General features: G+C 74.2%; 11 protein-coding genes. 6 read left to right on the top strand and 5 right to left on the bottom strand.

What is annotated here, in order from left to right; translation table 11 throughout:
• Positions 1-66: 66 nt before the first annotated feature.
• Positions 67-2,292 (bottom strand): prolyl oligopeptidase family serine peptidase, encoded by a 2,226-nt coding sequence (locus tag ACZ4MO_RS08965; RefSeq protein WP_175009960.1) that lies wholly within the window; start codon positions 2,290-2,292, stop codon positions 67-69.
• 206 nt (positions 2,293-2,498) lie between these two features.
• Between ACZ4MO_RS08965 and adhE the strand changes: the two genes are divergently transcribed.
• The 3 genes from adhE (at position 2,499) to ACZ4MO_RS08950 (ending at position 6,154) form a co-directional block, all read left to right on the top strand.
• The gene (gene adhE / locus ACZ4MO_RS08960; protein ID WP_175009959.1) at positions 2,499-5,243 is read left to right on the top strand and encodes a bifunctional acetaldehyde-CoA/alcohol dehydrogenase; all 2,745 of its coding nucleotides are present in this window, start codon (positions 2,499-2,501) and stop codon (positions 5,241-5,243) included.
• A gap of 235 nt (positions 5,244-5,478) precedes the next feature.
• The gene (locus ACZ4MO_RS08955) at positions 5,479-5,700 is read left to right on the top strand and encodes a helix-turn-helix domain-containing protein (RefSeq protein WP_024839235.1); all 222 of its coding nucleotides are present in this window, start codon (positions 5,479-5,481) and stop codon (positions 5,698-5,700) included.
• A gap of 64 nt (positions 5,701-5,764) precedes the next feature.
• Positions 5,765-6,154 carry a DUF6907 domain-containing protein gene (locus ACZ4MO_RS08950; protein ID WP_143031151.1) on the top strand — a complete coding sequence of 130 codons (390 nt, stop codon included), beginning with the start codon at positions 5,765-5,767 and terminating at the stop codon, positions 6,152-6,154.
• Positions 6,155-6,161: 7 nt separating this feature from the next.
• Here ACZ4MO_RS08950 and ACZ4MO_RS08945 read toward each other — a convergent pair whose 3' ends face one another.
• Positions 6,162-6,896: a response regulator transcription factor gene (locus ACZ4MO_RS08945; RefSeq protein ID WP_255437380.1), complete on the bottom strand. Its 735-nt coding sequence runs from the start codon at positions 6,894-6,896 to the stop codon at positions 6,162-6,164.
• Positions 6,893-8,116, bottom strand: a complete 1,224-nt coding sequence (locus ACZ4MO_RS08940; protein ID WP_175009958.1) for a histidine kinase — start codon at positions 8,114-8,116, stop codon at positions 6,893-6,895. The genes ACZ4MO_RS08945 and ACZ4MO_RS08940 overlap by 4 nt, the downstream gene beginning before the upstream one ends.
• Positions 8,117-8,311: 195 nt before the next feature.
• Between ACZ4MO_RS08940 and ACZ4MO_RS08935 the strand changes: the two genes are divergently transcribed.
• From ACZ4MO_RS08935 to ACZ4MO_RS08925, 3 genes are all read left to right on the top strand, one after another.
• Positions 8,312-8,893 carry a D-alanyl-D-alanine carboxypeptidase family protein gene (locus ACZ4MO_RS08935; protein WP_175009957.1) on the top strand — a complete coding sequence of 194 codons (582 nt, stop codon included), beginning with the start codon at positions 8,312-8,314 and terminating at the stop codon, positions 8,891-8,893.
• A gap of 121 nt (positions 8,894-9,014) precedes the next feature.
• The gene (ligA, locus tag ACZ4MO_RS08930; RefSeq protein ID WP_175009979.1) at positions 9,015-11,402 is read left to right on the top strand and encodes an NAD-dependent DNA ligase LigA; all 2,388 of its coding nucleotides are present in this window, start codon (positions 9,015-9,017) and stop codon (positions 11,400-11,402) included.
• Positions 11,403-11,436: 34 nt separating this feature from the next.
• Positions 11,437-12,543, top strand: a complete 1,107-nt coding sequence (locus ACZ4MO_RS08925; protein ID WP_175009956.1) for a hypothetical protein — start codon at positions 11,437-11,439, stop codon at positions 12,541-12,543.
• Between the two features lie 4 nt (positions 12,544-12,547).
• Here the strand turns inward: ACZ4MO_RS08925 and ACZ4MO_RS08920 are convergent, their stop codons facing one another.
• Both ACZ4MO_RS08920 and ACZ4MO_RS08915 read right to left on the bottom strand, forming a co-directional pair.
• Positions 12,548-13,447 carry a dihydrodipicolinate synthase family protein gene (locus ACZ4MO_RS08920; RefSeq protein ID WP_175009955.1) on the bottom strand — a complete coding sequence of 300 codons (900 nt, stop codon included), beginning with the start codon at positions 13,445-13,447 and terminating at the stop codon, positions 12,548-12,550.
• 10 nt (positions 13,448-13,457) lie between these two features.
• Positions 13,458-14,123, bottom strand: a complete 666-nt coding sequence (locus ACZ4MO_RS08915) for a ThuA domain-containing protein (protein WP_175009954.1) — start codon at positions 14,121-14,123, stop codon at positions 13,458-13,460.
• Between the last annotated feature and the right edge of the window lie 58 nt (positions 14,124-14,181).

Genomic DNA, 14,181 nt, shown 5'->3' with positions numbered 1-14,181 from the left:
GGTCCTGGCGCGTCCGGCCTCGCCGACGCGCCAGGACCACCTGCTCGGCCCCGCAGGAGCGCCGGGTCAGCCGAGGCGCTCGGCGAGGAAGCGGTAGTGCACCGCGGCCATGTGCGCGGCCTGGGCGTTGTTCGCGGCGCCGCCGTGGCCGCCCTCGATGTTCTCGTAGTACGTGACGTCCTTGCCCTCGCCGAGCATCTTCGCGGCGAGCTTGCGCGCGTGGCCCGGGTGGACGCGGTCGTCCTTCGTCGACGTCGTGAACAGCACGGGCGGGTAGTCGCGCTCGGCGTCGAACAGGTGGTACGGCGAGAACGTGCGGATGAACTCCCACTGCTCGGGGTCGTCCGGGTCGCCGTACTCCGCGGCCCACGACGCCCCGGCGAGGAGCTTCGTGTAGCGGCGCATGTCGAGCAGCGGCACGCCGACGATCACGGCGCCGAACAGCTCGGGGTACTGCGTGAGCATGTTGCCGGCGAGCAGGCCGCCGTTGGAGCGGCCCTCCATGCCGAGGTGCTCGGGCGTGGTGATCCCGCGGGCGACGAGGTCGCGCGCGACGGCGGCGAAGTCCTCGTAGGCGCGGTGGCGGTTCGCCTTGAGCGCGGCCTGGTGCCATGCGGGACCGTACTCGCCGCCGCCGCGGATGTTCGCCACGACGTAGACACCGCCCTGCGCGAGCCACGCACGGCCGAGCGCACCGGAGTACGCGGGCGTGAGCGAGATCTCGAACCCGCCGTACCCGTACAGCAGCGTGGGCGCGGTGCCGGTTCCCGTGTCGCCGTCGCCCGCGACGAGGTCCGCCCGGCCCACGACGAAGTACGGCACGCGCGTGCCGTCGTCGGACGTGGCGAAGTGCTGCGCGACGGTCATGCCGTCGGCGTCGAAGAACGCGGGGTTGGCCTTGACGACCTCGGGCGCGCCCGCGTCGCCGGGGTGCTCGCCGAGCGCCAGGAGCGAGAGCGTCGTCGGCGTGAGGTAGTCGGTCGTGACGAGCCAGAGGTCGTCGGTGTCGACGGGGTCGACCGCACCGACGGCGACCGTGCCCAGCGCGGGCAGGCCCGGGATCTCCGAGCGCACCCACGGCGCGTCCGCGGTCTCCTGCCCGACGACGGCCCCGGCGTCCCCGGGAGCGGCGGCGTCGGGCGGCGTCAGCACGTGCAGCCGGTTCTTCACGTCGTCGAGCACGTTGACGACGAGGTGGTGGCGCGTCCACGTGGCGCCGGCGAGCGACGTCGTCGCGGTGGGCTCGAAGAGCACGGTGAAGCCACGGTCGCCCGCGAGGAAGTCGTCGAACCGGGCCGCGAGGAGCGACCCGGCGCGGTACGTGGTGCCCCCGACCGTCCAGTCGTCGCGCAGCTCGACGAGCAGCCACTCGCGCCGCACGCCGACCTCGGCGGAGTCGGGCACGTCGATCTTCGTCAGGCGCTGCTCGGGCGTGCCGGTGCGCTCGGCGAGGTAGAGCTCGTCGGAGTAGAACGCCTTGGAGCGGTGCACGAAGTCGCGCTCGAACCCGGGCGTGTGCGAGCGCCAGGCGGAGATGTACATGTCCTCGTCGGTGCCCTCGTAGACGGTCACCGCGGTCTCGAGCGGGGCGCCGCGCGTCCAGCGCTTGACCACGCGCGGGTACCCGGACGGCGTGAGCGTGCCCTCGCCGAAGTCGGTGAAGACGTAGACGGTGTCGGCGTCGATCCAGCCGAGCGAGCCCTTGGCCTCGGCGCGGTGGAAGCCGCCGTCCTCCGGCGCGACGAACCGCTTCTCGACGAGGTCGAACTCGCGCGTGACGTCGGCGTCGGAGCCGCCGGGGGAGAGCTCGACGAGCGCGTGCCGCCAGGGCTCGCCCGCGGCGAGCTGCTCCGGCGTCGGGCGCAGGACGTTCGCGCCGTGCCAGACCCACGACTCGCCCTCGGTCGCGGCGAGCGCGTCGAGGTCGAGCACGGTCTCCCACTCCGGGTCGTCGGTGCGGTAGGACTCGAGCGTCGTGCGCCGCCAGACGCCGCGCTCGTGCTGCGCGTCCCGCCAGAAGTTGTAGTACCGGTCGCCGATCTTCGAGACCTCGGGGATCTTGGCGTCGGAGTCGAGCACCTCGCGGACCGCGCGCTCGGTCGCGGCGAACTCGTCGGCGGTCTCGAGCGTGTCGGCGACCTCGGCGTTGCGGGCGCGGACCCAGGCCAGAGCCTCGTCGCCCTCGACCTCCTCGAGCCAGAGGTACGGGTCGTGGGGGGTGCCGTCCGGTCGGTCGGTCGCGGCGCGGCTCCGGGTCGCGGGCGAGGGGCTCGTCGTCTGCTCGGCGGTCATGGTCACCCACCCTACGGCGCGCGGGCGGTGGTGCGGAGGTCACGAGGAGGCGGGGACCTTCGGCCCGCATCGGGGCCGGACCCTTGTGGGGACGGGTCCCTTGTGAAAACCTTCACAAGTAGAGAGACCGCCGAAGGAGCCGGGGCATCCCGGCCCCGGCACACCCGCGGCCGACGCCCGGCGAGGCCGGGCACCGGAGGGGACGCATGAGCGCGAAGAGCGCGAGCACGAAGGCCGAGAACCGCACCGAGGACACCCGCACGACGCACGAGATCGACGTCCTCGTCGAGCGGGCCCGCAAGGCTCTCGACCAGTACATGAGCCTCACGCAGGAGGACGTCGACCGGATCGTCCTCAAGGCGTCGGTCGCCGGCCTGCACCAGCACGGCCACCTCGCGCAGATGGCCGTCGCCGAGACCGGGCGCGGCGTGTTCGAGGACAAGGCGACGAAGAACATCTTCGCGTGCGAGCACGTGCCCAACTCGATGGCCAACCTCAAGACGGTCGGCGTCATCGGTCGCGACGAGCTCACGGGCGTCGTCGAGATCGCCGAGCCCGTGGGCGTGGTCTGCGCCGTGACGCCGGTGACGAACCCGACGTCGACGACCATCTTCAAGTCGCTCATCGCGCTCAAGACGCGCAACCCCGTGGTGTTCGCGTTCCACCCGAGCGCGCAGCGCTCGTCGGTCGAGGCGGCCCGCATCGTGCGCGACGCCGCGGTCGCGGCCGGCGCGCCCGACGACTGCATCCAGTGGGTCGAGCACCCGTCGATCGAGGCGACCAACACGCTCATGCACCACCCGGGCGTCGCGCTCATCCTCGCGACGGGCGGCAACGGCATGGTCCGCGCGGCCTACTCGGCCGGCAAGCCGGCGCTCGGTGTCGGCGCGGGCAACGTCCCGGCCTACGTCGAGAAGAGCGCCGACCTCGGTCGCGCGATCAACGACGTCGTCATGTCGAAGGCGTTCGACAACGGCATGGTCTGCGCGTCGGAGCAGGCGCTCATCCTCGACGACGTGATCTACGACGACGCGATGCGCGAGCTGGCCCGCCTGCACGCCTACCGCGTGACGCCCGCCCAGAAGGCGATGCTCGAGCGCCTCATCTTCGGTGTCGAGGCGAACGGCACGAACTGCGCCGGCGCGAAGCTCAACCCGAAGGTCGTGGGCAAGTCGCCCGTCTGGATCGCGCGCGAGGCCGGGTTCGAGGTCCCCGACGACACGTCGATCATCCTCGCCGAGATCGACGACGTCGGGCCTGACGAGCCGCTGAGCCGCGAGAAGCTCACGCCCGTCCTGGCCGTCCTGCGGGCCCGCGACACCGAGCACGGCGTCCGCCTCGCGGAGCGCATGGTCGAGCTCGACGGCCTGGGCCACTCGGCCGCGATCCACACGTCCGACGAGGAGCTCGTCGAGCGGTACGGGTCGCGCGTCAAGGCCGTGCGCGTGCTGTGGAACAGCCCGACGTCGCTCGGCGGGATCGGTGACATCTACAACGCGCTGCTCCCGTCGCTCACCCTCGGCTGCGGCAGCTACGGCGCGAACTCGGTGTCGAACAACGTGTCGGCGGTCAACCTCATCAACGTCAAGCGGATCGGGCGGCGCAACAACAACATGCAGTGGTTCAAGGTGCCCGCCAAGACGTACTTCGAGCCGAACTCGATCCAGTACCTCGCGCAGATGCGCGACGTGCACCGCGTCACGATCGTCACCGACAAGGTCATGAGCCGCATCGGCGTCGTGGACCGGCTGCTCGACGTCCTCGCCCGCCGCGAGGAGAAGGTCGCGATCCAGATCATCGACGCGGTCGAGCCGGAGCCGAGCGTCGGCACCGTGAACCGCGGCGCGGAGTCGATGCGCGACTTCGAGCCGGACACGATCATCGCGATCGGCGGCGGGTCGCCGATGGACGCCGCCAAGGTCATGTGGCTGCGCTACGAGCACCCGGAGATCGAGTTCTCCGACATGCGCGAGAAGTTCTTCGACGTGCGCAAGCGCGCGTACAAGTTCCCGGAGCTCGGCGGCCGGGCGAAGCTCGTGTGCATCCCGACGTCGTCGGGCACCGGCGCGGAGGTGACGCCGTTCGCGGTCATCACCGACCCGGAGACGGGCTTCAAGTACCCGCTCGCGGACTACGCGCTCACCCCGACCGTCGCGATCGTCGACCCCGTGCTCACGGACACCATGCCGGCGAAGCTCGCGGCCGACTCGGGCTTCGACGCCCTCACGCACGCCACCGAGGCGTTCGTCTCCGTCTACGCGAACGACTTCACCGACGGGCTGTGCCTGCAGGCGATCAAGATGGTCTTCGAGCACATCGAGGACTCGGTCACGCAGGGCGCGGCGGCCCCGAAGGCGCGCGAGAAGATGCACAACGCGGCGACCATCGCGGGCATGGCGTTCGGCTCGGCGATGCTCGGCATCGTGCACGCCATGGCGCACACCGTGGGCTCGACGTTCCACCTCGTGCACGGGCGCACCAACGCGGTGCTCCTGCCGCACGTGATCCGCTACAACGGCCAGGTGCCCACGAAGCTCACGAGCTGGCCCAAGTACGAGCGCTACGTGGCGCCCGAGCGGTTCCAGGAGATCGCGAAGCACCTCGGCCTGCCGGCCTCCACCCCGGAGGAGGGCGTCGAGTCGTACGCGAAGGCGGTCGAGGAGCTGCGCGCCAAGGTGGGCATCGAGGCGACGTTCGCGGCGCAGGGGGTCGACGAGCGGGCCTTCATGAGCCGCCTGGACGACCTCGCGCTCCGGTCGTTCGAGGACCAGTGCGCCCCGGCGAACCCGCGGATGCCGGTCCTGGAGGACATGCGCGACATCCTCGTCGCGGCCTACCGCGGCAGCAGCCGCGAGGTCGTGCGGGGAGAGCGGCTCGCGGCCCACGAGGGCGCGAGCGCGGAGGACGGGCAGGCGGCGACCCCGCCTGCCGAGAGCGTGGCGGCCGGCTGACCCTTCCCGGCCCCACGAAACCCGGAGCCCGACGGCGCGAGTCCCCTTCCGCCGTCGGGCTCCGTCGTGCGACGGGACGGCCTGGCGAGTGACGGGAGAGCCTGACATGTGCTATCTATGAGTAGCACGCGTCACGCGGGCGTCCCTCGCGGAGCGGGGGAGGGGGTCGTTCGAGAACGGGGTGATACTGATAAGTCTGTAGACCGAGGAGTAGCGCTGGGTGACGGTTGCACGCGTGCAAGGAGATCTGCAGCGCGCGCTGGGTGAGAACCTGCGGACCCTCCGGGTCCGCCGCGGGATGAGCCAGGAGGACTTCGCCGAGTTCCTCGGCGTCCACCGGACCTACATGGGCGGGGTCGAGCGCGGCGAGCGCAACCTGACCCTCCGCTCGGTCGAGAAGCTCGCCGAGCGGCTCGACGTCGACCCCGTCTCGCTCCTCCGTCCACCGCCTTCGTAACGGCGCGGTCCGGCGTGTCGGACGCCCCCGGCATCATGGTCCCGTCGCCGGGGAGGTGATCGGCATGACCGACGTGCTCGACAGCACGACAGGGGGATCAGCAGTGTGGGCTTCGCCGCTCGGGAGGCCGTCCTGGCAGGTGGACGACTGCCCGCCGTGGTGCGTGGCCGTCCACGAGGAGGACGACCACCCGCACGACCGCAAGCACCTCGGCCCGGAGCTCACGGTGCCCGCCACGACGCTCGCGGCGCACGCGTCGCCGGACGGCGTGCACCGGGACGAGCGGTCGGCGTCGGAGCTCGTGCTGTCGCTCCACCGCAGGGACGGCTCCCACGACACGTGGGTCTACGTGGGCGACGGCTTCGAGCAGCGCGTCGAGGTGCTGCTCGGCGACATGTGGCGCATCGTCGAGGCGTTCGGGCACGCGGTCGAGGGCCTGCCCCCGGACGCGTGAGCCGGGCTCAGGCCGCGCCGCCCGGCCGCACGAACCCGGCTTCATACGCGAGGATGACGAGCTGCACGCGGTTCGTCAGCCCGACCTTGGTGAGCAGCGACCGCACGTGGCTCTTCACGGTGGCCTCGGTGAGGTGCAGCTCCGCGCCGATCTCCCGGTTCGACAGGCCGCGCGCGACGGCGAGCAGCACCTCGCGCTCGCGCGGGGTCGCCGCGTCGAGCCCGGTGACCGTGGCGGCGGTGGCCGCGGTGTCGGCCGTGGCAAGCGGTGCCTGCCGCGCGAGCTCGACGTAGGTCGAGATGATGCGGCCCGTCACCGCCGGGTCGAGCAGGGAGTCGCCGGCGTGGACGCGGTGCACGGCGTCGACGAGCGACTGCGGGTCGGCGTCCTTGAGGAGGAACCCCGCGGCGCCCGCGCGCAGCGCGCCGTACACGTACTCGTCGTCGTCGAACGTCGTGAGGACGAGCGTGCGCACCGCCGCGAGCTCGGGGTCGGCCACGATGCGCGCGGTCGCCTCGATGCCGTCCAGCCGGGGCATGCGCACGTCCATGAGCAGGACGTCGGGGCGCAGGGCGCGCGCCATGGCGACCGCCGTCTCCCCGTCCCCGGCCTCGCCGACGACCGTGACGTCCGGCTCGTTGTCGAGGATCATGCGCAGGCCCAGCCGGATGGTCGCCTGGTCGTCGACGACGACGACGCGGACCGGGGCGACCGCCGTCGTGCCCGTGCCGGGGGCGTTCACGCGGCCTCCCGCGGGACCCGCGCCTCGACCGTCCAGCCGCCGCGGCCGTCCGGCCCGGCGGCCAGCGCGCCCCCCGCCGCGAGCGCCCGCTCGCGCATGGAGGTCAGGCCGTGACCCTGCCGCCCGTCGGTGCTCGGCAGCGGCGGCCCGGGGTCGTGGACGCGCAGGCGCAGGTCGCCCGCGCGGTCGGTCAGCGTCAGGGTCACGTCGTGGGCGAGGGAGTGCAGCAGCACGTTGGTCAGGGCCTCCTGGGCGATGCGGACGACGGCGAGGCCGGACTCGGTGCTCGTCGTGGGCCACGGGTCGGGGAGCGTGAGGTCGACGGCGCGCCCGGCGTCGCGCAGGCGGCGGGCTGCCGCGCGCAGCTCGTCCGCGGCCCGGTCGCCGTCCGGCGTCGGGGCGAGGGCCGCGGTGCCGCCGTCGGCCTCGGTGCCCCGGCGCAGCACCTGCACCACGGACCGCATCGCGGTGAGCGCCTGCTTGCCCTCGTCGGCGATCCACCCCACGGCCTCGGCCGGTGCGTCCGGGCGGTTCGCGGCGACGCGGTCGGCCGCCTGGGCGCGCACGACGATCGCCGACATGTGGTGCGCGACGACGTCGTGCAGCTCGCGCGCGATCCGCGTGCGCTCGGCGAGCACGGCGCGCTCCGCCAGCTCGGCCTGGAGCGCCTGGAGCTCCGCGTTGCGCTCGCGCAGGCTCTCGGACGTGAGGGCGAGGCGGCGGAAGAAGTACCCGGCGGCGACCGCGACGAGCACGAGGGCGAGCGCGAGGACGACGTCGGAGGGGGAGTTCGCGACCCAGAGCTCCTCGACGAAGAAGGGCTGGGGCGGCAGCACGAGGCCGGGGCGCCCGGCGAGCTGCAGGGCGAACGCGGCGAGGCCGGCGCCGACCGTCGCGAGGATCGGCGGCACCGCCCCGGAGCGCGTGGCCGCGAAGCTCGCGATCATGAGCGGCACGAGCTCGAACGGAGTCTGCATGATCCAGGGGATCGCGAGCGGGTAGAGCGTGACGGTGCCCCAGAACAGCGGGCCGGGCGCGACGCGCCGCAGCGCGAGCGCCAGCACGATCCCCAGCCCGGCGATCCGGTACGAGTCGGGGAAGCGCGGGTACCAGTAGTCGCCGCGCTCCATGACCATGACCACGGTGAACCACGCGGCGCCCGCGACGAGCGCGGTCGCGAGGTCCTGCGCCCACACGGGCAGGCGGGTCGGCTGGGGCACGCGTCCACGGTAGCCGGGGCGCGTCGTGCGCGGCACCGCCCCGGGAGGGAACCCCGCCCGCGCGACCTCCGCCCCAGGGCGGAAGGACGTCGGGCCGGGGGCTGACGCCACGGGCCCGGGTGCACCGCACGGCGGGGGGCGAGGAGCCGCCGTCGGGTCGATGTGGCGAGGGGCGCTGCGGGCGAGCCTCGTGGCATGACCACGACACCCCTGCGTCCCACCCCTCCCACCCGCCACGTCCCGGGCCCCCGCGGCCCGCGGCGCGTCGCCCGCGCCGTGCTCGGCGTCCTCGCCGTCGGCGCGCTCGGCGCCGCCGGCGCGCTCACGTACCTCACCGTGACGACGCACGACGGCGACGCCGTCGCCGACCCGTCGCCCACCCTGCGCCCCCAGACCGCGACCGGGCTGGACCCCGAGCTCGAACGCCGCTTCGACGAGGCGCGGGCCGCCGCCGACGCCGAGGGGGTCGAGCTGACGCTCACCTCGGGGTGGCGGACCGCGGCGGAGCAGGAGCAGCTCGTCGAGGCGGCGCTCGAGCGCTACGGGTCGCCCGAGGAGGCCCACCGGTGGGTGCTCCCGCCCGAGACCTCGGAGCACGTCGCGGGCCTCGCGATCGACGTCGGGCCGACGGACGGTGCGCTGTGGCTCGGCGAGCACGGCCCCCGGTTCGGCCTGTGCCGCACGTACGCGAACGAGATGTGGCACTTCGAGGCCGCGACGGAGCCGGGCGGGACGTGCCCGCCGATGCACGAGGACGCCTCGCACGGCTGGGGGTGAGGGCCCGCCGGGCTGCGGTCCGGGGGCGGCGGATGTGGGCGGTCCGCGCGATGATGTGCGGGTGAGCGAGAGCACCCCCGCGACGTCCGCGCCGACCCCCCCGACCCCGACGGACGAGGACGTGCCCACGGCGTCGTCCGCCGCCGAGCTCGACGAGGCCGGGGCGCAGCGGCGCTGGGCCGAGCTCGTCGCGCAGATCGAGGCCGACCAGCGGGCCTACTACGAGAAGGACCAGCCGGTCTCGTCGGACGCGGAGTACGACGCGCGCATGCACGAGCTCCAGGCGCTGGAGGCCGCGCACCCCGCCCTCCAGACTCCCGAGTCGCCCACGCAGCGCGTGGGCGGCCGGGCCGCGACCGGCTTCGCGACCGTCCAGCACCTCGAGCCCATGCTCTCGCTCGACAACGCGTTCAGCGCCGAGGACCTCGCCGCGTGGGCGGCGCGCGTGCACCGCGACCTCGGCGTGGCCGCGGACGCCGAGGTGGACTACCTGTGCGAGGTCAAGATCGACGGCCTCGCCATCGCGCTGCTCTACGAGAAGGGCCGCCTCGTCCGGGCGGCCACGCGCGGCGACGGGCGCACGGGCGAGGACGTGTCCGCCAACGTGCGGACGATCACCGGGATCCCGCAGCGCCTCGGCGGCGACCCCGCGACGCACCCCGACGTCATCGAGATCCGCGGCGAGGTGTTCATGGGCGTCGCGGACTTCGCCGCGCTCAACGAGAAGCTCGTCGCCGCGGGCCAGGCGCCGTACGCGAACCCGCGCAACACCGCGGCCGGGTCGCTGCGCCAGAAGGACCCGGCCGTCACCGCGAGCCGCAACCTGCGCATGTACGCGCACGGCGTCGGCGCGCTGCAGTGGGAGGCCGGCGAGCACGCCGAGCTCGCGCGGCAGTCGGACGCCTACGCCCTGTTCGAGCAGTGGGGCGTCCCCGTGTCGCCGCACAACCGGGTCGTCCACGGGCTCGACGAGGTCATGGACCGCATCGCCTACTTCGGCGAGCACCGCCACGACATCGAGCACGAGCTCGACGGCATCGTCGTCAAGGTCGACGAGCTCGCGCTCCAGCGGCGGCTCGGCGCCACGAGCCGCGCGCCCCGGTGGGCCATCGCCTACAAGTACCCGCCCGAGGAGGTGAACACGCGGCTCCTCGCGATCCAGGTCGGGGTCGGCCGCACGGGCCGCGCGACCCCGTACGCGGTCATGGATCCGGTCAAGGTCGCGGGCAGCACGGTGCGCCAGGCGACCCTGCACAACCAGGACGTCGTCCGTGCGAAGGGCGTGCGCATCGGCGACATGGTCGTGCTGCGCAAGGCGGGCGACGTGATCCCCGAGATCCTGGGCCCGGTCGCGGCGCTCGCGGACGACGGCTACCCGCGCGAGGACTTCGTCATGCCCGCGGACTGCCCGGAGTGCGGCACACCGCTGCGCCCCATGAAGGAGGGCGACGTCGACCTGCGCTGCCCCAACGCCGAGTCGTGCCCCGCCCAGGTACGTGGCCGGGTCGAGCACATCGGGTCGCGCGGGGGCCTCGACGTCGAGGTGCTCGGCGAGGTGACGGCGGCGGCGCTCACGCAGCCGCTCGAGCCCGCCGAGCCGCCGCTGCGCACGGAGGCCGGGCTGTTCGAGCTGAGCGTCGAGCAGCTCGTCCCGATCCGGGTCGTCGTGCGCGACTCCGAGACCGGGCTGCCGCGCGAGTACGACGGCACCGGCGAGCCGGCCGAGATCACGATGCCGGACGGCTCGACCGCGACCGTGAAGTCCGTGTGGCCGTTCCGGAAGAAGCGCAAGCTGTCGAAGGCCGCGGAGCGCGAGGCGATCGAGGCGGGAGAGCCGCTCTTCGAGGCGTCGACCAACGCGACGAAGCTCGTGGAGGAGCTCGAGCTCGCGAAGACGAAGGACCTCTGGCGCATCCTCGTGAGCCTGAACATCCGGCACGTGGGCCCGGTCGCGGCCCGCGCCCTCGCGGACTGGTTCGGCTCGCTCGACGCGATCCGGGCGGCGTCGCGCGACGAGCTCGCCGCGGTCGAGGGCGTGGGACCCGTGATCGCCGACCAGGTCGTCGAGTGGTTCACCGTCGGCTGGCACGTCGAGATCGTCGATCGCTGGCGGGCGGCCGGGGTGCGCCTCGAGATCCCGGATCACCCCGGCCCCGGCGCGCGCCAGGAGCCGACCGGTCCGCTCGCCGGGCTGACGGTCGTCGTCACGGGGTCGCTCGAGGGATTCAGCCGCGACGGCGCCAAGGAGGCCGTCATCGCGGCGGGCGGCAAGGCGTCGGGGTCGGTCTCCAAGAAGACGGACTACGTCGTCGTCGGGGCGAGCGCCGGCTCCAAGGAGACGAAGGCGCGAGAGCTCGGCCTGCCGATCCTCGACGAGGAGGGCTTCGTCGCGCTCCTCGCCGGGGGGCCCGACGCCGTGGCGGACCGCGTCGGTGCGGGCGCGACGTCGGACGGCACCGACGCCGCCCCGGCCACGGAGGGCGGGGGAGAGCCCGACGCGGACGGCTGAGTCGCGCGTCGTGCCGGGCGCCTACGATGCTCCGGTGCTCGACGCCACCACCGCCCCGTCCCGTACCCTCCCGACCCTGCGCGGCGCCCACCTCGTGGGCTCCGTGAACCTGTCGACCGCGCGCGAGACCTTCCGGGCGGTGGGGGAGCAGCTCGGCGGCCACGTGCGCCGCGTCCCCGACGGGGAGGTCGGCGAGCGGTTCCACTGGATCCTCTTCCAGGGCGAGCGGTTCTCCGCCGTCGACGGCCTCGCCCGCGTCCCGGTGGACCCGGTCGTCGTCGCGGGGTTCGACGTGCGCCCGCACGTCCTCGACGGTTCCGTCGACGCGGCGGACCTGCGGTTCGGCCCGCTCGGCTACGCGGACGCCGCCCTCGCCTCGTACGCCGACTTCGTCGCTCTCCGCGAGGAGGGCGCGCTTCCCGCCGGGACCCGCTTCCAGGTGTGCCTGCCCTCGCCGCTCGCGCCGGTGACGGCGTTCGTCGCGCCCCAGGACCGCGCGGCGGTGCACCCCGTCTACGAGGCCGCGCTCGTCCGCGAGCTCGCGACGATCGTCGCCGCGGTCCCGGCGGAGGACCTCGCGGTCCAGGTCGACCTCGCGACCGAGTTCGCGTTCGTCGAGGGGGCGAACCTCGGTGGCGGGGCGGCGCGCGCGTGGTTCGACGCCGAGGCCGGGGGAGACGAGGACGTCGTCGCGGGGTGCGCGCGCCGGGCCGCGGCGTTCGCGCGGCACGTCCCCGCCGCGGCGGAGCTGGGGTTCCACCTCTGCTACGGCGACGTCGCGGAGAAGCACTTCGTCGAGCCGACGGACACCGCGAACCTCGTGCGCGTCGCGAACGCCCTGCTGGAGCACCTCGACCGGCCGGTCGACTGGGTCCACCTGCCGGTCCCGATCGCGCGCGACGACGCCGCGTACGTCGCGCCGCTGGCGGACCTGCGCCTCGACCCGGCGACCGAGCTCTACCTCGGCCTCCTGCACCACGAGGACGGCGTCGAGGGGGCGCGTCGTCGGCTCGCCGCGGCGGCGGCGGTGCTCGGCGACCGCCCGGTCGGCGTCGCGACGGAGTGCGGCTTCGGCCGCGGCCCGAGCGAGCGCACCACCGGCCTGCTCGACCTGCACGCCGCGGTGCTCGCGGCGGTCTGACGGCTCAGCCCCCGGGCCGCCGGGCGACGACCTCGCGCAGCCGCGCGACGCCGTCGGGCGGGACAGGGAGCGACGGTCCGCGCGGGGGAGCGGTCGGCACGCCGAGCAGGGCGGCGAGGGCGTGGAACCCGCTCACCGGGCGCAGGTCGGCGAGCACGTCGGTGAGGTCGTGCAGCCAGCGGGCGACCCGCGCGTCCGGCACGGTGCCCGTGGTGCGGGCGCGGCGGAGCGCGACGTACTCCGCGGGGACGAGCGCGGCGAGCCCGGTGTGCCAGGCGTCGGCCGGCTCGGCGCCGCGCACGAGCGGGACGTCGCCGCTCAGACCGACGCTCACCCTGAGCCCGTCGGTCGCGGCCCGCAGCTCCGCGACCCGGCCCTGAGGCCGCGCGGGCGTGGACGCCGCGTCCTTGACCGCGACGACGGTCGTCGTGCGGGCGAGACGCGCGAGGGCGCCGGGCGAGAGGTCGTACGCGGTCTGCACGCTGCGGTTGTAGAAGCACACCGGCAGGTCGACGACCGCCGCGACCGCCTCGAACAGCGCGACGACCTCCGCCTCGCCGAGCGGGAGGTAGGAGAACGGCGCGAGGACGAGCCCGTCGGCGCCCGCGTCGCGCGCCGCGCGGGCCCGCGCGAGGACCTCGCGCGTCGCCGCGCCGCTCACCGCGACGTGGACGGGCACCGGCGTGGCGCCCGTCGACCCCGCGGACACGGCCGCGCGCACGACGGCGTCGCGCTCGTCCGGGTCGAACGTGACCCCGGCGCCCGACGACGCGAGCACGACGACGCCGTCGACCCCCGCCGCGGCGGCGTCCCGGACCAGGCGGCCGAGGGCGTCGAGGTCGGGAGCGTCGTCGTCGGTGAGGGGCGTGATCGGGTAGGCGAGGAGGCCGCGGAAGGCGGTCACGCGCGCCGGCTCAGCGGCTCGCCCAGAGGATGCCGCGCTCGACGATCGTGCGGATCGGCGGCACCTCGAGGTCGGCGAGCTGGTGGCCTGCCGCGCACACGAAGATGCGTCCGGCGCCCCAGCGGCGCGTCCACACGGCGGGGGAGACGACGGGCTCGTGCCACGGGTCGCCGTCGCGCGGGAGGATCGTCGTGGTCGCGAGGACGTCGTTGTAGGAGTCGGCGAGCACCCAGTACTGCTCCGAGTGCAAGGAGATCGAGTCGATCCCCGCGACGACGGGGTGGTCCGCGCGCTCGGGCACGATCTCGATCGTGTGGTCCACGAGGTCGTGCGGGTGGGCGGCGAACTGCCCGCCCACCATCTGCAGGTAGTCGGTCGCGAGGCGGAACGAGTCGACGATGCCGCCGTGCCAGCCCGCGAACCCGGTGCCGTTCGCGATGGCGGTGCGCAGCCCGCGCATCTCGTCCGGGAGGATCTCGCCCATCGTCCAGCACTGCACGACGAGGTCCAGGCTCGCCATGAACTCCTCGTCGGCGTACGCCTCGAGCGACCCCTCGAGCGTCACGTCGTAGCCGGACGCCTCGAGGAACGGGATGAACAGCTCGGCGGCCTCCTCGGGTGCGTGCCCGGGCCACCCGCCCCGGACCACGAGCGCTCGACGGTTCCGCTCGGTCATGACTCCTCCTCGTGCTTCGTCACACTCGTCGCGCCCGCGCGCGCGGGCAGCGGCCCCC

It is taken from the genome of Sphaerisporangium cinnabarinum (assembly GCF_055567015.1).
The sequence above is the reverse complement of the archived record's forward strand: the minus strand, read 5'-3'. Positions and strand labels throughout refer to the sequence as shown.

What these genes read in the sequence shown, in the direction of transcription:
- ACZ4MO_RS08935 (WP_175009957.1), top strand. Translation starts at nt 8,312, where the DNA reads ATGACCACGACACCCCTGCGTCCCACCCCTCCCACCCGCCACGTCCCG.
- adhE (WP_175009959.1), top strand. Translation starts at nt 2,499, where the DNA reads ATGAGCGCGAAGAGCGCGAGCACGAAGGCCGAGAACCGCACCGAGGAC.
- ACZ4MO_RS08950 (WP_143031151.1), top strand. Translation starts at nt 5,765, where the DNA reads ATGACCGACGTGCTCGACAGCACGACAGGGGGATCAGCAGTGTGGGCT.
- ACZ4MO_RS08965 (WP_175009960.1), bottom strand. Translation starts at nt 2,292, where the DNA reads ATGACCGCCGAGCAGACGACGAGCCCCTCGCCCGCGACCCGGAGCCGC.
- ACZ4MO_RS08915 (WP_175009954.1), bottom strand. Translation starts at nt 14,123, where the DNA reads ATGACCGAGCGGAACCGTCGAGCGCTCGTGGTCCGGGGCGGGTGGCCC.